This is a genomic window from Dokdonella sp. (genome assembly GCF_019634845.1).
In the GTDB taxonomy this organism is placed as follows: Bacteria; Pseudomonadota; Gammaproteobacteria; order Xanthomonadales; family Rhodanobacteraceae; genus Dokdonella_A.
This window is the reverse complement of record NZ_JAHCAQ010000003.1, coordinates 25111-45488: the sequence shown is the minus strand read 5'-3', so window position 1 is coordinate 45488 and position 20378 is coordinate 25111. Positions and strand designations below refer to the sequence as shown.

Annotated in this window: 18 protein-coding genes; 7 read left to right on the top strand and 11 right to left on the bottom strand. The window is 68.8% G+C overall.

All coding sequences use genetic code 11. The features are described 5' to 3' along the window. The first annotated feature begins 9 nt into the window (after positions 1 to 9). Positions 10 to 2517 (top strand): DUF349 domain-containing protein, encoded by a 2508-nt coding sequence (locus KF903_RS02815; RefSeq protein WP_291210732.1) that lies wholly within the window; start codon positions 10 to 12, stop codon positions 2515 to 2517. Between the two features lie 55 nt (positions 2518 to 2572). Here the strand turns inward: KF903_RS02815 and KF903_RS02810 are convergent, their stop codons facing one another. The 5 genes from KF903_RS02810 to apbC form a co-directional block, all read right to left on the bottom strand. After that, positions 2573 to 3220, bottom strand: coding sequence for a hypothetical protein (locus KF903_RS02810; RefSeq protein WP_291210730.1), 648 nt, complete (start codon positions 3218 to 3220; stop codon positions 2573 to 2575). An 86-nt stretch (positions 3221 to 3306) separates the two neighbouring features. Continuing rightward, positions 3307 to 3696, bottom strand: a complete 390-nt coding sequence (locus KF903_RS02805; RefSeq protein WP_291210728.1) for a hypothetical protein — start codon at positions 3694 to 3696, stop codon at positions 3307 to 3309. A gap of 33 nt (positions 3697 to 3729) precedes the next feature. Continuing rightward, the gene (locus KF903_RS02800) at positions 3730 to 4158 is read right to left on the bottom strand and encodes a hypothetical protein (RefSeq protein ID WP_291210726.1); all 429 of its coding nucleotides are present in this window, start codon (positions 4156 to 4158) and stop codon (positions 3730 to 3732) included. A gap of 245 nt (positions 4159 to 4403) precedes the next feature. After that, positions 4404 to 4970, bottom strand: a complete 567-nt coding sequence (gene dcd / locus KF903_RS02795) for a dCTP deaminase (RefSeq protein WP_291210723.1) — start codon at positions 4968 to 4970, stop codon at positions 4404 to 4406. Positions 4971 to 5024: 54 nt separating this feature from the next. Continuing rightward, positions 5025 to 6116 (bottom strand): iron-sulfur cluster carrier protein ApbC, encoded by a 1092-nt coding sequence (gene apbC / locus KF903_RS02790; RefSeq protein ID WP_291210720.1) that lies wholly within the window; start codon positions 6114 to 6116, stop codon positions 5025 to 5027. 124 nt (positions 6117 to 6240) lie between these two features. Between apbC and KF903_RS02785 the strand changes: the two genes are divergently transcribed. From KF903_RS02785 to KF903_RS02765, 5 genes are all read left to right on the top strand, one after another. Then, positions 6241 to 6687 carry a DUF2147 domain-containing protein gene (locus tag KF903_RS02785; RefSeq protein ID WP_291210717.1) on the top strand — a complete coding sequence of 149 codons (447 nt, stop codon included), beginning with the start codon at positions 6241 to 6243 and terminating at the stop codon, positions 6685 to 6687. Positions 6688 to 6810: 123 nt separating this feature from the next. After that, entirely contained in the window at positions 6811 to 8970 is a 2160-nt protein-coding gene (gene metG, locus KF903_RS02780) for a methionine--tRNA ligase (RefSeq protein WP_291210714.1), read from the top strand. 107 nt (positions 8971 to 9077) lie between these two features. After that, positions 9078 to 9782, top strand: a complete 705-nt coding sequence (locus KF903_RS02775; RefSeq protein ID WP_291210712.1) for an RnfABCDGE type electron transport complex subunit B — start codon at positions 9078 to 9080, stop codon at positions 9780 to 9782. Between the two features lie 20 nt (positions 9783 to 9802). Further along, a complete protein-coding gene (gene nth / locus KF903_RS02770) occupies positions 9803 to 10468 on the top strand; it encodes an endonuclease III (protein WP_291210710.1) in 666 nt (221 codons plus the stop codon). 113 nt (positions 10469 to 10581) lie between these two features. Continuing rightward, complete coding sequence (locus tag KF903_RS02765) at positions 10582 to 11850, top strand: OprO/OprP family phosphate-selective porin (protein WP_291210708.1); 1269 nt, start codon at positions 10582 to 10584, stop codon at positions 11848 to 11850. 167 nt (positions 11851 to 12017) lie between these two features. Here KF903_RS02765 and dapB read toward each other — a convergent pair whose 3' ends face one another. From dapB to hrcA, 6 genes are all read right to left on the bottom strand, one after another. Then, complete coding sequence (gene dapB, locus KF903_RS02760; RefSeq protein WP_291210706.1) at positions 12018 to 12821, bottom strand: 4-hydroxy-tetrahydrodipicolinate reductase; 804 nt, start codon at positions 12819 to 12821, stop codon at positions 12018 to 12020. A gap of 70 nt (positions 12822 to 12891) precedes the next feature. Beyond that, on the bottom strand, positions 12892 to 14013 hold the full coding sequence (gene dnaJ, locus KF903_RS02755; RefSeq protein ID WP_291210704.1) for a molecular chaperone DnaJ: 1122 nt from the start codon (positions 14011 to 14013) through the stop codon (positions 12892 to 12894). Then, positions 14010 to 14606, bottom strand: a complete 597-nt coding sequence (locus KF903_RS02750) for a TMEM175 family protein (RefSeq protein ID WP_291210703.1) — start codon at positions 14604 to 14606, stop codon at positions 14010 to 14012. Before KF903_RS02750 ends, dnaJ begins: the two co-directional genes overlap by 4 nt. A 90-nt stretch (positions 14607 to 14696) precedes the next feature. Further along, positions 14697 to 16610: a molecular chaperone DnaK gene (gene dnaK, locus KF903_RS02745; RefSeq protein ID WP_291210701.1), complete on the bottom strand. Its 1914-nt coding sequence runs from the start codon at positions 16608 to 16610 to the stop codon at positions 14697 to 14699. Positions 16611 to 16712: 102 nt separating this feature from the next. Further along, on the bottom strand, positions 16713 to 17234 hold the full coding sequence (gene grpE, locus KF903_RS02740) for a nucleotide exchange factor GrpE (protein ID WP_291210699.1): 522 nt from the start codon (positions 17232 to 17234) through the stop codon (positions 16713 to 16715). A gap of 176 nt (positions 17235 to 17410) precedes the next feature. Continuing rightward, positions 17411 to 18448, bottom strand: coding sequence for a heat-inducible transcriptional repressor HrcA (hrcA, locus tag KF903_RS02735; protein WP_291210697.1), 1038 nt, complete (start codon positions 18446 to 18448; stop codon positions 17411 to 17413). A gap of 152 nt (positions 18449 to 18600) precedes the next feature. Between hrcA and recN the strand changes: the two genes are divergently transcribed. Then, on the top strand, positions 18601 to 20268 hold the full coding sequence (gene recN / locus KF903_RS02730) for a DNA repair protein RecN (RefSeq protein WP_291210695.1): 1668 nt from the start codon (positions 18601 to 18603) through the stop codon (positions 20266 to 20268). Positions 20269 to 20378: the final 110 nt, after the last annotated feature.

The window sequence follows — 20378 nt, the reverse complement described above, 5'->3', positions numbered from 1 at the left end:
CGTATCGCCATGAAACTGACCGCCCTGTTCAACAAGCCCCGCTGGCAATCACGCAACGCGAGCGAGCGGCGCGACGCGGTAGCACGCGACCAGACCCCCGAACTCATCGCCGAGCTCGCCCGCTTCGCCCGCGAGGACGACGACGCGCAGGTGCGCCTGGCCGCCCTGCAGCGCCTGGCCGACCCGGCCATGGCGCAACGCATGGCGCACGACGACGCCGACGCCGAGGTGCGCAAGCAGGCGCGCAGCCTGTGGCTGGACCTGCTCGCCGGCCGCCATGCCAAGGCACCGAGCGTGGCCGAGCGGCTGCGCCTGTTGCGCGCGCAAGAAGACCCCGAACTGGACGAGCACGTCGCCAACCGGGCCACCGAAGCACCATTGCGCCAGGCCGCGCTCGCGCGCATCGACAAGCCGAGCCTGCTGCTGACTCGCGCGCTGGAGGATCCCGATCCCGCGATCCGCCTCGCACTGGTCGAGCGGATCGACGACGAGAAACAGCTCGAACGCCTGGCCGAACGCGCGCGCAAGTCCGACAAGGCGGTGAGCCGTCGCGCGCGCGAACGGATCGAGGCGCTGCGCATCGCCAGCGGCCAAGATGCGGCCGTCGAACAGCGCGCACGCAAGCTGTGCGAACAGATCGAACAGAGCCTGCGCGTGCCGTCAGCCGCCACGCTCGAGGCCGAACTGATCGCGCAGTGGCGTGCGGTCGAAGCGCTCGCCCCGGCGTCGCTGCGCACGCGCTTTGCCACCGCGCTCGAACTCATCGCAGCCGCCCGCGCGCCGCGACCGCCCGCAGCGGCCAGCAGCGCGCCCGCCGTTGCCGGTGGTGCCGACACTGCCAGCGCAGCCACCGTGGCGGCGCCCGCTGCCGACAGCGAGGCGAGCGCGGACGACGCGGCCGCCGCCGACCTCAGTGCCAACCTGATTGCCCAGGCACGCTTCGCGGCCTCGCTCGATGAAGCACAGGCCGCACAGCGCGAACGTCAGCAACACCAGCGGGCGCTGCTGCATGATCTGCAGCAGGCCCAGCGCGACTGCGCGCAGGCGCTCGATGCGGGTGCCGCCGCGCAGGCGCACCAGGCCAAGGCGCGCACCGACGCCCTGCGCGAACAGATCGAAGGCGCCCTGCCCGGCGCGCTGCAACAGGCGCTGGCCGCCACCCAGGAGCGCTACGCCGAACTCGCTCGCTGGCAGCACTGGGCCGACAACCAGCGCCGGCGCCAGCTGTGCGAGGACCTCGAGGCGCTGCCGGCTGCCGGCCTGCATCCCGATGCGGTCGCCGCCAAGGTCCGCGATGCGCAGCGCGAGTGGCAACTGCTCGACAAGGTCGAAGGCGGCAGTGCGCGCGTGGGCGGGCTCGCGCGGCGCTTCCACGGTGCCTGCCGCGCCGCGCTGGAACCGGCCCGCGGCTACTTCCGCAAGCGCCAGGAACTGCGCGAAGGGCATGCGGCGCAGGTCGCCGCCCTGCTCGCCCGGATTGCCGCGCTGCCAACCGACGCCACCGACCCGGCACTCGTGCGCACGCTGCGCCAGGCCAGTGCCGACGCACTGCGCGATCTCGACCGCATCGAGCCGCGCGAGCGCAAGGGGCTGGCGCAATCGCTCAAGGACGCGCTGCGTACGCTCGATGCGCAGATCGCGCGGCGCGACGACGCCGTGGCCGCGCTCAAGAGCGGGCTCATCGCCCAGGCCCAGGCTTTGGCCGGCGAGCTGCCGCGCGGCGCTGCCGCCAGCGCACGCGACCTGCAGGCGCGCTGGCGCGAGGCCGGCAACGGCAAGCGCGCACGCGACCAGGCCCAATGGCAGGAGTTCCGCAGCGCCCTCGATCGCGTGTTTGGCCAACTCGATGCGCAGCGTGCCGAACGCAGCCAGCGTGAGGACGAGGCCCGCAACCAGGCGCTCGCGCTGTGCGCCGAACTCGAGGCCATCGCCAGCACCGAGGCCGAACCCGAGCGCGGCGCCGTGACGCGCATCGAGACCGCGTGGAACGCGCTGCGTGTGGACGATGCCGGCCTGCGCCAACGCCATGCCGCGGCACAGGCTCGCCTGCGTGACCGAGCGCACGCGCGCGAGCGCGCGCGGCGCCAGGCCCGTTTCCTCACCTGGCAGGAGCGCTATCGGTTGTGCCGCAACGCCGAAACCGGCACGGGTGACGACGCCCGCACGCAGTGGCCGCAGGTCGCCGCCAGCGACATCGCAAGCATCGCGCTGACGCAACGGTTCGAGCAGGCGCTGGCAGGCCAGTCGCGCGCGGCCGAGGCCACGGATGCACACCGCGACGTAATGGTCGAGCTCGAAGCGCTCGCCGGCATCGATTCACCGGCCGAGGACCAGGAACGCCGCCGGGCGCGCCAGGTCGAGCGCCTGTCGGCCCGCATGGGCGGCCGCGCGCCGAGCGATGCCGCGCACGAGCTGACGGGCCTGCTCGAACGCTGGAGCGGGCTTGCTCCGGCCGTGCCTGCGCTCGACCTGCGGCTGGACCGGGCCCTGCGCGCGGCGCTCGACGCACTGCCGTGAGCGGATGCGTCGGCGCGCCTGGCCGCCGACCCCGCCGCCGCGGCAGCGCTGCGCGTCAGCAAGCCGGTTTGCTGGAGTCTTCGGCGCTGATGTCGAGGATCACGGTGCCGGTGCCCGCATACGGCAGGCGCGCCTTGATCGTGTCGGTCGTGTAGTAGAAGCCGCTGGCGGTCGGCGCCTTGACCGCATCGCGCACCTCGGCTTCGTAGGATTTGCCGATGGCGCCGGCATCGGCGGCAAGGATGAAGCGCCGCACGTCGTCCAGTCGCACGCAACCGAGCAAGCGCGACTTGCGGAACGGGCGGATGTCCAGATGCAGCGGCTTGACCGCCACCGGGTCGCGCAACGTATCGCCCTCGCCGTGCACGTACAGCAACGGCTTGAGCACGGTGTTGCCGATCCCGTGCTGGCGCTGGGTCACCACCTGCAGGCGCAACGAGGCGTGGGCCAGCGTCTGCGGCAACACGATCTCGCGATAGTGACTGCTGCCCTTGGCAAATTCGCGCTGCGGCGCTCTGGCGTCGATGCGCACGCGCAGCGGCTGGCCCGGCGTGAGCACGATCGGGCCGCTCGGCGCAGCGTCGACCACTTCGGCCACGCGATGACCCTTGCCGAACAGGCGCTCCTTCCAGTCGTGGAAGGTTTCACCGACGAACCCGATCGGTCCTGCGGCGGCGACGGTGGTCCACGCGGTACACGCCATCGCGAGCGCCCATGCCGCCATCATCACCCGCGCGCGGTGCCGCCGCGACTGCGGCGGCACGATGCGCGCGCGGCAGCAACTCGTCTTCAGTGTCCGGTCTCGCTGTCGGTCGCCGGCGCGGCATCGACGGCCGGTGCCGGGGGCGCCGTTTCGGGCTGCGGCAACTCGCGCAGCTCGCGGCCGTCCTGCTCATAGGACTTCAGGCCCAGCGTCTTGGCGATCGTGGCGATGATGTGGCGCTGTTCGTCGTCGCCACCCTTCTTGAGCACGATGCCGGTGATGTGGTCGGTGTCGCGCAGGTCGCCGATGTAACCGTACAGCTCGGCCTTGCCCATCGTCGCGCCGTCGATCGAATAGCGCGCATTCTTCTCGGGCTTCACCATGGCGTTGCCGTCCTTGATGTCCGAACGGGCACTGGCCACGCCACCGGCGAAGGCCAGCGCCAGCGCCGCAAGTCCAACGATGATCTTGTTCACGATCTGCTCCTGGTAGCTGTTGTGCGGAATCGGTCAGTCCGAAGCCGCGGCGTCGGCATTCTTGCCGGTTGCGACGAGCTCGGAGATCGCGCCGTCGTGTTCGAGCATGAACGCCTTGAACTTCATCTCCAGCGCGATGCGCGCCAGCGTGGCGATGTGTTCCTTCTTGATCTTCTGCTTCTCGCCGCGCTTGAGCAGCACGGTCGACAGCGGCAGGTGTTCTTCGAGCCGGTAGCGGAACGCGCCGCGCAGGTCCTCGGGCGTCAGCGGAGCGCCGTCGAAGTCGAACTGGCCATCCTTGTCGGCGAGCAGCGTCACGTCGAAGCTCGCGGGGATGTTGGCGGCCTGCACGGCGGTCGGCATGACATTGGCATTGCGGTGGCATGCGGCCATCAAGGCCAGCACGATCGCCAGCGCGGCGGCGCGGGTCAGGCCGCGGATCGGGAAAATGCTGCGCATCACTGGGTGTGTCTCCAATTGGGCGGACTGGAAGCCTGCATGGCCTGCGCGCTGGTAGCGGAAAGCGTCACGCGCGAGGCCGGTTGTGCGATGGTTCAAGGGTCGGCAACGAAACACGCGCCGGGAGCCCACCACGCTGCGGACCGCGCCGTGCCTGGCCACCCGCGGGAGCGCCCGTCACGCAGACCGCTAGCCTACCATCGCCGGGCACGGCGGCGCATGCGAACGGCACTGGCGTCAGGCCGGATTCACGCATTGGGCAGCGTCACGCCGGTCTGGCCCATGTACTTGCCGCCGCGGTCCTTGTAGCTGGTCTCGCATTCCTCGTCGGATTCGAAAAACAGCATCTGCGCCACGCCTTCATTGGCGTAGATGCGCGCCGGTAACGGCGTGGTATTGGAAAACTCCAGCGTCACGTGGCCCTCCCATTCGGGCTCCAGCGGGGTCACGTTGACGATGATGCCGCAGCGCGCATATGTGCTCTTGCCAAGGCACACCGTCAGCACCTTGCGCGGGATGCGGAAGTACTCGACCGTGCGCGCCAGCGCGAACGAATTGGGCGGAATGATGCATTCGTCGGCCACCACGTCGACGAAGCTGCGTGCATCGAAGGACTTGGGGTCGACGATCGTCGAGTTGATGTTGGTGAACACCTTGAACTCGTTGGCGCAGCGCACGTCGTAACCGTAGCTGGAGGTGCCATAGGAAATCAGGCGCCGCTCGCCGCTGCGCTTGACCTGGGCAGGCTCGAACGGCTCGATCATGCGCTGCTGCTGCGCCATGCGGCGGATCCATTTGTCGCTCTTGATGGACATGGGTGCGGGAACTGAGTGGGGAAATCGGGAAGTCGGTTGCAGGCGCACCGGGCGTCAGTCGTCCTTGACCACCACGCGCGGGATCGCGCCGGCCTGGTTGCGTGCGCGCAGGCCCAGCCGTGCTGCTGCGTTGCGCGCGATGGCGCGATAGCGCGCGGTCAGGTCGCAGTCGGGCAATGCAGCCACCGTTGGCGTGCCGCCATCGGCCTGCTCGCGGATGCGGATGTCGAGCGGCAGGCTGCCCAACAGCGGCACGTCGTACTGCGCCGCCATCAGCGCGCCGCCGCCTTCGCCGAAGATGTGTTCCTCGTGGCCGCACTTCGAGCAGACGTGGGTGGCCATGTTCTCGACGACACCGAGCACCGGCACATTGACCTTGTCGAACATGCGCAGCGCCTTGCGCGCGTCGAGCAGCGCGAGGTCCTGCGGCGTGGTCACGATGATGGCGCCCGAGACCGGAATCTTCTGGCACAGCGTGAGCTGGATGTCGCCGGTGCCGGGCGGCAGGTCGATGACGAGGTAGTCGAGCTCGCGCCAATTGGTCTGGCCGAGCATCTGCGTCAGCGCCTGGGTCGCCATCGGTCCGCGCCAGACCATGGCGGTGTCGTCCTCGACCATGAGACCGATCGACATGACCTGCAGACCGTGGCCCATCTTGGGTTCGATGCGCTTGCCGTCGCGGCTCTCGGGCTTGCCGTTCAGACCGAGCATGAGCACCTGGCTGGGCCCGTAGATGTCGGCGTCGAGCACGCCGACCGTGGCGCCTTCGGCCTGCAGCGCCAGGGCCAGGTTGGCGGCGACGGTGGACTTGCCCACGCCGCCCTTGCCCGAGGCCACCGCGATGACATTCTTGACGCCGGGCAGCGGCCCCAGTCCCTTCTGCACTTCGTGGGCGGCGACGCGCCATTCGATGCCGACCGCGGCGTGATCGATCGCCGGGTCGGCCTCAAGCGCCTGCTTGACGCGCGCGGTGAGCGCCTCGCGCGCGCCCAGCGCGGGATACGCCAGCAACAGGTCGACCGCGACGTCGCGGCCAGCCACGCCCACGCCACGCACCGCGCCGGCGGCAACGAGATCGCTGCCGGAGTGCGGATCGACGATGCCGGCAAGCAATTGCCGCACGCGCTGTTCGAGCGAGTCTGTCATGGGGCGGACGGGGGAACCTGCGAGAGCGCCATGATAGCAGCGGGCGTCGATGTCGCGCCGCCGCTTGACCTCACGCGGCCGGCTCGGCAAGGCTAACCATTCCAATCCGTACGGAGTTCGCAACATGTCGTACCGCAATTGCGCTGTGCTTGCCCTGGCCCTTGCCTTCGTGGTGCCCGCATTCGCCGCCGAGCTCACGCCGGTCGGCACCTGGACCACGATCGACGACAGCACGGGCAAGCCCAAGTCGATCGTCCAGATCACCGACGATGGCGGCAAGCTGCAGGGCAAGGTGCTCGAAGTGCTGCAGTCCGATGACGGCCCGCATCCGCTGTGCAAGAACTGCACCGGCGAGCGCAAGGATCAGCCGGTGGAAGGCATGACGATCCTCTGGGACGTCACCCGCGACGGCGCCAGCTGGAGCGGCGGGCGCATCCTCGATCCCAAGACCGGCAAGATCTACAAGGTCACCCTGACGCCGGCCGACGGCGGCAACAAGCTCGACGTGCGCGGTTACATCGGCTTCTCGCTGCTGGGCCGCACCCAGACCTGGGAGCGCAAGTCGCCCTGATCGGCTGCGCCAACCGCCACTGACCGTTTTGCGACGGCTCCCGTGCCCACGCGCCGGGGGCCGTCGTCGCGTGGGCGTGTCATAATTTGCGCTTTGCAGCAACGCACGCGGAATCCTCGACGCATGAGCGCGCCGGCATCCAGACAAATCCTCGTCACCCACGCCCTGCCCTATGCCAACGGTCCGCTGCATTTCGGCCACCTGCTTGGCTACATCCAGACCGACATCTGGGTGCGCGCGCAGCGCATGGCAGGCCACCGCGTGCACTTCGTCGCCGCCGACGACGTGCATGGCACGCCGATCATGCTCGCCGCCGAGAAGGCAGGCACCACGCCCGAGGCCTTCATCGAGGCGATCTACGCCGGTCACGTGCGCGATTTCCGCGACTTCGGCATCGTCCACGACTGCTACTACACGACGCACTCGACCGAGAACCGTGAACTGGCCGAATTGGTCTACTCGCGGCTGCGCGCGGCCGGCCACATCGCGGTGCGCCCGATTCGCCAGCTCTACGACCCGCAACGGCAGATGTTCCTGCCCGATCGCTACGTCAAGGGCATCTGTCCCAACTGCGGCACGCCCGACCAATATGGCGACAACTGCGAGGTCTGCGGCGCCACCTACGCCCCGACCGAGCTGAGGGAGCCGCGCTCGGTGCTGTCGGGCGCCACGCCCGAGCTGCGCGAGTCGGAACATTATTTCTTCAAGGTCGGCGACTTCACGGCGCTGCTGCGCGACTGGATCGGCGGCAGGCTGACCGGCGGCACGCCGGTCATGCATGCCTCGGTCGCGGCCAAGCTGCGCGAATGGCTCGATGCCGATGGCGGCGTGCGCGATTGGGACATCTCGCGCGACGCACCGTATTTCGGCTTTCCGATCCCCGACGCGCCGGGCAAGTTCTTCTACGTCTGGCTCGATGCCCCGATCGGCTATCTGGCCAGCTTCAAGCACTACTGCGCCAGCGCTGCAGGCGCGGCCAACGGACTCGGGCCGGCCGCGTTCGATGCGTTCATGCAGACCGCGCACCCGGCCTTCGACGCCAGCGCCGAAATGCACCACTTCCTCGGCAAGGACATCGTCAATTTCCATGGCCTGTTCTGGCCCGCGATGCTGCATGGCGCCGGCCTGCGCACGCCCGATGCGCTGCACGTCAACGGCTACCTCACCGTCAACGGCGAGAAGATGTCGAAGTCGCGCGGCACCTTCGTCATGGCGCGCACCTACCTCGACGCCGGGCTCGAACCCGACGCCCTGCGCTACTACTTCGCCACCATGCTGACCGCGGCGCCGGTCGATCTCGACCTCGACCTCAAGGCGTTCGAGGATCGCGTCAATTCGCATCTGGTCGGCAAGTGGGTCAACCTCGCCAGCCGCTGCGCCGGCTTCGTGCACAAGTTCTTCGACGGCCAACTCGCCGCCACGCTGCCAGCGGCCGAGCGCGCGCTCTACGACGGCTGGGTGGCGAAACTGGCGCGCTGCGCCGAGCTCTACCATGGCTGCGACTACGCCGGCGTGGTCCGGCTGCTGGTCGAAGTCGCCGACGAAGCGAATGCCTACGTCGCCGCCAAGGCACCGTGGCTGCTTGCCAAGGACCCAGCCAGGCGCGACGAGCTGCACGTCGCCTGCACGCTGGCGCTGAATGGCTTCCGCCTGCTGTCGATCTGGCTCGAGCCGATCGTGCCGACGATCGCCGCGCGCGCGCGTGCCTTCCTCGCCGAGGACTGGTCGCGCTTTGCCGCTGCCGCCACCCCCGCGCTCGGCACGCGCATCGCCGAGTTCTCCGCACTCACCGTGCGCATCGACCCCAACAAGATCGAAACGATGATCGAAGCCTCGAAGGAATCCCTCAAGCCCGCCGCCGCGACCGCTCCCGAGGTCGGCACACCCAATGCCGCCGCAGCGGGCAACGCCGGCACCGGTCCGGCCAGCCCCGCACCATCGGCCGCGGCTGCGACCGTCTCGATCGACGACTTCGCCAGGCTCGACCTGCGCGTGGGCAAGGTGCTCGCCTGTGACTTCGTCGAGGGTTCGGACAAACTGCTGCGCTTCGAACTCGACGCCGGCGCACTCGGCCGGCGCCAGATCTTCTCGGGCATCCGCGCCGCCTATGCCGAGCCGGCGCGACTGGTCGGGCGCAACGTCGTGTTCATCGCCAACCTCGCCCCGCGCAAGATGCGCTTCGGCATTTCCGAAGGCATGATCCTGTCGGCCGGCAGCGGCGGCAGCGACCTGTTCCTGCTCGCCGCCGATGACGGCGCGCAGCCCGGCGCGAGCGTCAAATAGGCATGCCGAGCATGCGCCACGTCCGCCGGCCAGCCACGGGCGCGACTGCGCGAAAGTCCGTACCGCGATCGCGCAAGACGCCCGCCATGGTCGGTGCCGGTTGAGCCATGCCGGTCGCCGCTCCACTCGTGCTGCGCATCGATGCGCTGCTGCCGCAGACCCAGTGTGGCCGCTGCGGCTATCCGACCTGCCGCGAGTACGCCGAGGCCGTCGCTGACGGCCGCAGCGACATCAACCGCTGCGCCCCGGGCGGCAGTGCCGGCATCGCCGCGCTCGCCGCCCTGCTCGGCCGCGCCGCCAAGCCGCTCGATCCGGCCTGTGGCAGCGAGCGCGCACCGCAGCTTGCGGTCATCGACGAGGAGGTCTGCATCGGCTGCACCAAGTGCATCCAGGCCTGTCCGGTCGACGCGATCATCGGCAGCGCCAAGCACATGCACACGGTGCTTGCCGATCAATGCACCGGCTGCGAACTGTGCGTGCCGGCCTGTCCGGTCGACTGCATCGCCCTGCTCGACGCTGGCGCCGCGCCATTGCCGCGCCCCGCGCTGCTGGCGCGCGCCGAGCAGGCGCGCGCGCGCTTCGAGGCACGCACGCTTCGGCTCGCGGTCGCTGCGGAAACATCGTTGCGGCCAGCCCATGCCGGCATCGCCCGGCCACCGCCGACACAAGCGGCGCCGACCAACCCGGCGCCCGCGGGGCCGGGTCCGGTGGCGCCACTGAGCCACGCCGCCGTGCTCGAAGCGATCGCCCGCGGTCGCGCCCGCAAGGCCGCCCGGCAGGGCGGCGCCGCGCCCGACGGCAAGCCGCGCTGAGCGCCCGGCGCACGACCGCGATGTCGAAGCCGAAACCGCCACGCCGCATGCCAGCCAGGCAGGTCAGCGAGCTGTTCCGGCGCCTGCACGAGCTCAACCCACGGCCCACGACCGAGCTGCTGTACACGACGCCGTTCGAACTGCTGGTGGCGGTCATCCTGTCGGCGCAGGCGACCGACGTCGGCGTCAACAAGGCCACCCGCAAGCTGTTCGCGCTGGCCAATACGCCGCAAGCCATGCTCAGGCTCGGCGAGGAGGAACTCAAGCGCCACATCAGCACGATCGGCCTGTTCAATGCCAAGGCCAGTCACATCATCGCCACCTGCCGCATGCTGGTCGACCAGTACGACGGCGTCGTGCCGCGTTCGCGCGAAGCGCTGGAAGCGCTGCCCGGCGTCGGCCGCAAGACCGCCAACGTCGTGCTCAACACCGCCTTCGGCGAGCCCACGATCGCGGTCGACACCCACATCTTCCGCGTTGCCAACCGCACCGGCCTGGCACCGGGCAGGACGGTGCGCGAAGTCGAGGACCGGCTCATGCAGGTGGTGCCGCAGGAGTACCTGAAGGACGCCCACCACTGGCTCATCCTGCACGGCCGCTACGTATGCAAGGCCCGCAAGCCCGACTGCCCGCATTGCGTGATCAGCGATCTGTGCGCGTATCCGCACAAGACGCCGGCCGAGTGAGCTTGTTGGGCGAGCGTGCCGACACGCGGCCGACACCGAGCCGTCACCCGGCTGCAACGAGGCAGCGGCACGCTGGCAGGCATTGCCCTTTCCTGCATAGCGACCTGCCTGCCATGACTGCACGACGACTGTTGAGCGCGAGCCTGCTGCTCGCGCTGCATACCGCCTCCCTGCCCGCTGCCAGCCTGCTCGGCGACTGGCCCACGCGATGGAAACCGGCCGAGGGCTACGAGTTCGCCTTCAAGGGCCTCTACCAGTACGACTACAACGGATTTTCCGGCGCCACCACCCACCCGTCGACCGGCGCGCCGTTGCTCGCCGACGCCAATGCGTGGCGGCGCAAGGAGTTCAGCTTCAATGCCCGACTGCCGGACGGCTGGGATCTCAGCATCGGCTACGACTTCACCGTCAGCGGCTTCAAGACCACGCCCTCGGGCGCCGGCGTGCATGGCCAGTGGCTCGACAATTTCGTGCGCTACAGCAGCAAGCGGCTCGGCGACTTTCGCATCGGCCAGTTCAAGACGCCGGTTGGTTGGGAAGAAACGATCAGCTCGGGCGCGACGACCTTCCTGGAGCGCGCACTGCCCGTGCAGGCGGCCAACATGGGTCGCCGTATCGGCGCCGACTGGAGTTATGCCGGCGTGCCGCATTGGCTGTTCCAGCTCGCTTATTTCCACGGCGGCGATCTGGGCGGCGACAACGATGGCAACGGACCGGCCGCGCGCATCGTGTGGACACCAATCAGGCGCGAGCCCGGCGCGAAGCCGCGCGAGCGCGCCACGGTGCTGCATCTGGGGCTGGCTTATTCGAGCGAAGATCGCGACGCAGTGACCGACGGCCGTGGCGTTGTCGCCAATCCCGCCGCGCGCTTTCGCGCCAAGCCCGAGGCGGGTCTCATCACCACGCGCCTGGTCGACACCGGCAGCCTCGCCTTCCCCGGTCCGATCAAGCGCCTTGGCCTCGAGGCGGCCTACATCGACGGTCCGTTGCTGCTGCAGGGCGAGTACCTGCGGATGAGTGCCAGCCCGCGGGGCAGGCCCGCGTTCGACGGCGCGGGCTACTACGTGCAAGGCTCCTGGGTGCTGACCGGCGAAAGCCGCCCCTATGGCAAGGGTACGATCGGCAACGTGCGACCGCTGCGCGACATTGGCGCGTTCGAAGTCGCGTTGCGCTACAGCCGCCTCGACCTCGACGACGGTCCGGTCCACGGCGGCACCCAAGGCGACTGGACGATCGGCGCCAACTGGTACATCGGCCAGCACCTGAAATTGCAAGCCAACTACATCCGCGTACACAGCCGAAGACAGCCGGGCGGCGCGGGCGAACAGTCCGTCGTGCTTGACCCCACGGTAATCGCGGCGCGCCTGCAGCTGCAGTTCTGATGATGGGCAGCGATTCCCGTGCAGGCGTGGGCGACCGCCGCCGCTGATGCTGTCCTTCGCCGGGGAACGCCACGGCATGGCGGGATCGACCGCCTCGGCACGACCTGGACGGCCATCGCCGGCTTCCGGCGCGGGCAGCTGCAGGCGCCGGTCGGGGCCATGCCGGTTCAGGCCCCCGGATCGGCCACCACCGCACCGAAGTCATAGCAACCGGCCGGACGCGCCGCGAGCCAACGCGCGGCGGTCAGTGCGCCGCGCGCGAACAGGCTGCGATCGCTGGCGCGATGGACCAGCTCGAGCCGCTCGCCTGCGGTCGCCAGCCAGACTTCGTGCTCGCCCACGATGTCGCCGGCACGCAGCGCGGCAAAGCCGATCTGGCCCGCCTGCCGCGGCGCCTGGCTGCCGCTGCGCGCGATCGCCGCGACCGTGTCGAAATCCTGGCCGCGCGCGGCGGCCACGGCACGCCCGAGCGCGAGGGCGGTACCCGATGGCGCATCGAGCTTGCGGCCATGATGCGCCTCGATGATCTCGCAGTCCCATCCCTGCAGCGTGCGCGCCGCTTCGCGCACCAGTCGCGTCAACACGGCGATGCCGATGCTGAAGTTGGCGCTCCACAGCACGGCGATCTCGCCGCTGGCCTGCTGCAAGGCCTGGCGCTGGCGCGCATCGAGTCCCGTGGTGCCGCTCACGAAGCCGAGTCCGCGTTCGCGCGCGAGGGCAAGTGCTGCGTCGAAGGCGGCGGCGCTGCTGAAGTCGACCATGACGCCGCCAGCGACGGCCGCCGTCAGCGCGCTCGTGTAGCGCAGGCCGTCGGGTCGCAATGGATCCACGCATGCACCGCAGACGGCCGACTCGCTGCGCACCAGTGCGGCGGCGAGCTGCAGGCCCGGGCTGTGCGCAAGCATCCGCAGCAGTTGCTGCCCCATGCGGCCGCTGGCGCCGTGGACGACCACGGGAATCGATGCTGGCATCGCGCGCTCCATGGAATCGGAGCGCGATGGTAGCCCAGATGCGGCGCGGACGAATGCCGCCACGCCGGGCTTACGAGGTCACGCGATCCCAGAAGCGCTTGACACCATCGAGCCAACTGCTGTCGCGCGGCGAATGGGCGGCCGCATCGTCGCCGAAGGTCGCCTCGAACTGCTGCAACAGTTCGCGCTGCTCGGCGGTGAGCCGCACCGGCGTTTCGACCACGGCGCGGCAGATGAGGTCGCCGGCGCGACCGCTGCGCACCGACTTGACGCCCTTGCCGCGCAGGCGGAACAGCTTGCCGGTCTGGGTTTCGGACGGGATCGCCAGTTCGGCCTCGCCATCGAGCGTCGGCACCTTGAGCGTGGCGCCGAGCGCAGCCTGGCCGAAGCGCAGCGGGATCTCGCAATGCAGGTCGTCGCCGTCGCGCTGGAAGATCGGGTGCTCGCGCACACGCACCTCCACGTAGAGGTCGCCCGGCACGGTGCCGGCCGGTCCGGCCTCGCCCTGCCCCGCCAAGCGAATGCGATCGCCGTTGTCGACGCCGGCCGGGATCTTCACCGCCAGCGTGCGTTCGTCGCGCACGCGGCCTTCGCCATGGCAGTCGCGGCACGGATTCTTCACCACCTTGCCGGCGCCGCCGCAATGCGGGCACGCCTGCTGGATCGAGAAGATGCCGTTCTGCATGCGCACGCGACCATGGCCCTGGCAGGTCGCGCAGGTCGAGGTCTTGCCGTCGGCCGAGCCGGCGCCGTGGCAGGTCGCGCACTCCACCAGCGTGGGCACGTCGATGGTCCTGTCGATGCCGAACACGGCTTCTTCGAGGTCGAGCTCGAGCAGGTAGCGCAGGTCGGAGCCGCGCCGCGCGCGGCCGCGACCGCCGCCCATGCCGAAGATGTCGGAGAAGATGTCACCGAAAATGTCGCCGACATCGCCATTGAAACCGCCGCGACCACCGCCCATGCCGTGCTCGAAGGCGGCATGGCCATGCTGGTCGTACAGCGCGCGCTTCTGCGGGTCGGCGAGCACCTCGTAGGCCTCCTTGGCCTCCTTGAACTTGTCCTGCGCCTTGGGATCGTCCGGGCACCGGTCCGGGTGGTATTTCATCGCCAGCCGGCGGAACGACTTCTTGAGCTCGTCATCGCCTGCGCTCCGGGCGACGCCGAGCACTTCGTAGTAACAGGTTTTCTTCATCGGTCGGTCAATTCGCGTTCGATGCGACGATCAGGAACGATCCACAGCAACGCAACCGCCGCGTAGATCACGCAGGACACAATGGGTACGAACGGCGCGCATGCAAGCGCAACCAGATACAGCGCGGCCGACAGCACGGCCTTGCGATCCATGCGGCCGCCGCCGATCGCGCGTGAGAGCGGCCCTTGCGCCCCGCCATTGCAGGTGATGAGGGCGCGCCCGAGCGGCAACCACGCCAACGCGGTCATCAGCAGCACGAAACCGTAGGCCGCGGTCGGCAGCGCAGCGGGCCGCGGCGTGGCCTCGTTGAGCCACGAGGTCGTGAATGGAAACAGCGACAGCCAGAACAGGAAATGGAGGTTGGCCCACATCACCTTGCCGTCGACATGCTTGCACGAGGCGAACAGGTGATGGTGGTTGTTCCAGTACAGGCCCACGTAGACGAAGCTGAGCACGTAGCTCAGGAACGCGTGCGCGTTGGCGAGCAGGCCCGCCCAGTCCGGCGTGTGCGGCACCTTGAGCTCGAGCACCATGATCGTGATGATCACGGCGATCACGCCATCGGAAAACGCCTCGGCGCGGTTCTTTTCCATCGTCTCCTCCCCGCGTCCCCCGACGCCGCGCGCCAGCCGCGCGCCGTGACGGCGCCGCCTGCAGTCGAGGCGGGCGGCGCCGTGTGTGACTTACTTCTTGTCGTCCTTGACTTCGGTGAATTCGGCGTCGACCACGTCATCCTGCGCGGCCGAACCGGCGCCATGCGCAGCACCGGCGTCGGCGCCACCCGGCGCCCCCTGTGCCGCCGCGAACAGCGGTTGGGCGGCCTGCTCGAGCGCGCTCGTGCGGGCCTCGATCTGCGCCTTGTCCTCGCCCTTGGCGACCTTCTCCAGTTCCGACAGCGCTTCCTCGATGCGGCCGATCTCGCCGGCCACCTTGCCGCCGTGTTCCTTGATCGCCGCACGCGTGGCGGCGATGAGCTGATCGGCCTTGTTGCGCGCAGCCACGAGCTCGTGGAACTTGCGATCCTCTTCCTTGTTGCTCTCGGCGTCGCGCACCATGCGCTGGATCTCGTCCTCGGACAGACCCGAGCTGCCCTTGATCTCGATGCGCTGCTCCTTGCCAGTGTTCTTGTCCTTGGCCGAGACATGCAGGATGCCGTTGGCATCGATGTCGAAGCCGACTTCGATCTGCGGCATGCCGCGTTGCGCCGGCTGGATGCCGGTGAGGTCGAACTTGCCGAGCGACTTGTTGTAACGCGCCTGCTCACGCTCACCCTGAAGCACATGCACGGTCACGGCGCTCTGGTTGTCCTCGGCGGTCGAGAACACCTGGCTGGCCTTGGTTGGAATGGTGGTGTTCTTCTCGATCAGCTTGGTCATCACGCCACCGAGCGTCTCGATACCCAGCGACAGCGGGGTGACATCGAGCAGCAGCACGTCCTTGACCGCGCCAGACAGCACGCCGCCCTGGATCGCCGCACCGACCGCAACCGCCTCGTCGGGGTTGACGTCCTTGCGCGGCTCCTTGCCGAAGAAGTCCTTGACCACTTCCTGCACCTTGGGCATGCGCGTCTGGCCGCCGACGAGGATCACCTCGTTGACATCCGAAACCTTGAGCCCCGCATCGCTGAGCGCGGTGCGGCACGGCGCGATGGTCTTCTCGACCAAGTCGCCGACCAGCGCTTCGAGCTTGGCGCGCGTGAGCTTGATGTTGAGATGCTTCGGGCCCGAGGCATCGGCCGTGATGTAGGGCAGGTTCACTTCGGTCTGGTGCGAGGACGACAATTCGATCTTGGCGCGCTCGGCCGCGTCCTTGAGGCGCTGCAACGCGAGCGGATCGTTCTTGAGATCCACGCCCTGGTCCTTCTTGAACTCGTCGACGAGGTAGTCGATCACGCGCTTGTCGAAATCCTCGCCGCCGAGGAAGGTGTCGCCATTGGTGGCGAGCACTTCGAACTGCTTCTCGCCATCGACTTCGGCAATCTCGATGATCGAGATGTCGAAGGTGCCGCCACCCAGGTCATACACCGCGATCTTGCGATCGCCGCCTTTCTTGTCCAGGCCATAGGCGAGCGCGGCCGCGGTCGGCTCATTGATGATGCGCTTGACCTCCAGACCGGCGATGCGGCCGGCATCCTTGGTCGCCTGGCGCTGGCTGTCGTTGAAGTAGGCCGGCACCGTGATCACCGCCTCGGTGACGGCTTCGCCAAGGAAATCCTCGGCGGTCTTCTTCATCTTCATCAGCACCTTGGCCGAAATCTCCGGCGGCGGCATCTTCTTGCCGTCGGAAGTTTCCACCCAGGCGTCACCATTGCCGTGCGCGACGATGCCGTAGGGCACCATGCCGACGTCCTTCTGCACTTCGGCATCGGTGAACTTGCGGCCGATCAGGCGCTTGACCGCGTAGAAGGTGTTCTTGGGGTTGGTCACGGCCTGACGCTTGGCAGTGGCGCCGACGACGACTTCGTTGTCCTTGAAGGCGACCACCGATGGGGTCGTGCGATCACCCTCGGAGTTCTCGATGACGCGCGCCGTGCTGCCTTCCATCACCGCCACGCACGAATTGGTCGTGCCAAGGTCGATACCGATGATCTTGCCCATTGTGTTGTCTCCCGCGATTGATCTGGTTGCGGCCGAATGCCGCGCTGTCTCGAAAATATGGGGCGTATGGCCGCTTTCAAGCGCCGCGCAACGGCGCCCGACTCATTTGCTCACCGACACCATCGCCGGTCGCAGCAGGCGCTCGTTGAGCACATAGCCTTTCTGCATTACCAGCGCGACCTTGCCGGCACCCAGCCCGGGCGCCTCGACCATCGCCATCGCCTGATGGCGTTCGGGATCGAAGGCCTCACCGACCACACCGACCGCGCACAGCCCATGCGCGCCAACCACCCGCTCGAATTCGCGCAGGGTCAGTTCCACGCCGCCGCGCAGCGCCGCCGCATCGCCGGTCTCGGCGGTGAGCCCGCGCTCGAGGTTGTCGAGCACCGGCAACAAGTCGGCAAGCAGCTTTTCGTTGGCGAACTTGCGCGCCTGATCCAGATCGCGCTGCAGGCGCTTGCGCTGGTTGTCGAGATCGGCGCGCTCGCGCAACACCGTCTCGCGCATTTCCGCGAGCTTGGCCTCGGCCTCGCCCAACTGGCGGCTGAGTGTCTGGATGCCCTGATCGACCGCATCGGTCGCATCCGCCGGCGTCGCCTCCGGCATCGGCGTGGTGCTTTGCATTCCTTCCTCCCATTCGATCGCGCCTGCCCCGCCAATGGCGGCAGCAGCCTGCGCTGATGTATCCGACCTGCACGAAACCGCTTAATGCGGCCTTCGGAACCAGCTTCAAGGCCGCTCTGGCCCATGGCCGGGCGCAAAGCCGCCGATGGTAGCCGATTCGTAGACCCGCAGGCGTATCAGGCGCGGCGCAGCGCGCTGGAAATGATCTGCGCGGTGGCCTGCACCACCGGGATCACCCGCTCGTAGGCCATGCGCGTTGGGCCGATCACGCCCAGCACGCCGAGCACGCGACTGTCCACGCCATAGGGCGCGGTCACGAGGCTGTAGCCATCGAGTGCGGGAAAACCGGATTCCTCACCGATGAACAGGCGCACCCCGTCGGCATGTGCGCAGCGCTCGAGCAGTTGCAGCAGGTCGCGCTTGCGCTGAAAAGCCTCGAACAGTTCGCGCAGGCGATCGACGTCGGCGCCGTCCTGACGGCCCATGAGGTTGGTCTGACCGGCCACCAGCATGTCGTTGCCGCTGTCCTGGAATGCCTTCGAGGCCACCTCGATGGTCGCGGTCAGCAAAGTGTTGAGGCGCGCGCCCTCGTCCTGCATCTCGCGCAGCAGGCGCGTGCGAATCTCGTCGATGCGCAGGCCGCTGAAATTGGCGTTGAGAAAGTTGGCGATCTGCTCGAGCTCGGATGGCGCATAGGGACGCTGCGGCACGATCACGCGATTCTGCACCTGGCCGTCGGTGAACACCAGGATCACCAACACGCGGCCGCCATCGAGCGGCACGAAGTCGATCTGGCGGAACGGGAACTCTTCGCGCCGCGGCACGCTGACGACGCCGACGAAATGGGTCATCTGCGAGAGCAGCGCGCTGGCGCTGCCGAGCAGGTCTGGGGTGGCCGCCTCGGTGGGCAGCTCGCGGCGCAATTGCGCCAGCTCGCCCTCGCCCAGCGGCTGCATTTCCAGCAGGCTGTCGACGAACACCCGATAGCCCTGCGCGGTGGGCACCCGTCCGGCCGAAGTGTGCGGCGCGGCGACCAGACCGAAATCCTCGAGATCGGCCATGATGTTCCGAATCGTCGCCGGGCTCACGTCCAGACCCGAGGATTTGGACAGCGAGCGCGAACCGACCGGCTGGCCCTCGTGGATGTACTGGGCGATCAACGAACGCAGCAGATGGCGCGCACGTGCATCGAGATGTCGGGATACCGCGTTCATCAATCTCCGGTGCGTGTGCCCATCGACGGGACGCGCAGCTGCATTGCCTACACAATAAGCCCGCCGCCGGGTGATTTCCATGCCTGCGCGCGGCTTGGCCGCCATCGCCACGCGTGCTAGCGTGCGGCGCCTTCCGCAGCAACACCCATGCGATGCTGAAAAGCCTCTACGTCAAGGATTTCGCGATCGTCGGCGAGTCCGATGTCAGCTTCGGTCCCGGCCTCACCGTGGTCACCGGCGAGACCGGCGCCGGCAAATCGCTGCTGGTCGACGCCCTGCTGCTGCTTGCCGGCGGGCGCGGTGACGCGACGATGGTGCGACACGGCTGCGAGCGCGCCGAACTATCGGCAGAGTTCGACCTGACCGGCCGCGCCGACCTGCGTGACTGGCTCGTGGCCGAGGACCTCGAGGAGGATGGCGCCTGCCAGCTGCGCCGCGTGCTGCGCAGCGAAGGCAGCTCGCGCGCCTGGATCAATGGGCGACCGGTCACGCTCGGTCAGCTCAAGACACTGGCGGCCGGGCTCATCGAAATCCACGGCCAGCACGAGCACCAGGCCCTGCTCGAGCGCGTCCAGCAGCTCGCCCTGCTCGACAGCTTCGGCAGCCATGCCCGGATGCTCGACGAAGTCGCCGACCTGGCACGGCAATGGCGCGAACTGGCGACGCGCATCGATGCGCTGTCGCGCGGCGCCGACCCCGGCGAGCGCATCGAATGGCTTGGCCATCAGGTCGCCGAGCTCGAACGCCACACGCTCGGCGCCGAGCAATTGGCCGAGCTGGAGGAGCGCCATCGCCGGCTCGCCAATGCGGGCGAACTCATGCGCGGCTGCGCCACGCTGACGCAACGGCTCGACGGCGACGAGGATCTGGCGCTGGCGCGCCTGCTCGCCCGCGCCCATGGCGAGGCCAGTCATCTCGCCACGCTCGACACGCGTCTGGCGCCGCTGGCGGAGCTGCTCGACTCGGCGCAGATCCAGCTCGGCGAGGCCACCGACGCGCTGGCGCGCTACCAGTCGGCACTGGAACTGGATCCCGCGCAACTGGCCGAAGCCGAGGCGCAACTCGGCCGGCTGCATGAACTCGCGCGCAAGCATCGCGTGCGCATGGACGAACTGCCGGCGCTGACGCGGCGTCTGCAGGAGGAACTGGCCAACCTGCGAGGCGCGAGCGCAAGCATCAGCAGTCTGCTCGCCGAGCAGGAAGCGATCGCGCAGCGTTATGCACGGGCCGCACAACGACTGACGCAGGCCCGCAGCGCAACCGCGCAGCGCCTTGGCGACGATGTCAGTGCGCTGATGGCCGAACTCGGCATGGCCGGTGGCCGCCTCGAAGTGGCGCTGGAATCCACAGCCGGCGGCGAACCGCATCCGCAGGGCAGCGAGCGCGTCGAGTTCCTCGTCAGCGCCAACCCGGGCCAGGCGCCGCGCCCGCTGCGCAAGGTCGCCTCGGGCGGTGAGCTGGCGCGCATCAGTCTGGCCATCGAAGTCGCCGCCCTCGGCAGCGACGCGATCGGCACCATGGTGTTCGACGAGGTTGATGCCGGCATCGGCGGCGCGGTCGCCGAGATCGTCGGCCACAAGCTGCGCGCACTGGGCGACCAGCGCCAGGTCCTGTGCGTGACTCACCTGCCCCAGGTCGCGGCCCAAGGCCACGCCCACCTGCGCGTCGCCAAGGCCAGCGATGGCGCGACCACGCACACGCGCATCGACACCCTCGATGCGGCCGCGCGCGAGGAGGAGATCGCCCGCATGCTCGGCGGCGTCGAAATCAGCCGCGAAACCCGCGCCCATGCCAGGCAAATGCTGGGGAAGAAGAGCTGAGCGGGACGGCGTGGGCCGGGCGGCCTGCGCAGCGCCATCGTGCGCCCACCGACGGCCGGAACAGCGCAGCTTTCTGCGCGCCGCAAGCGACGCGCAAACGCTGTCGACAA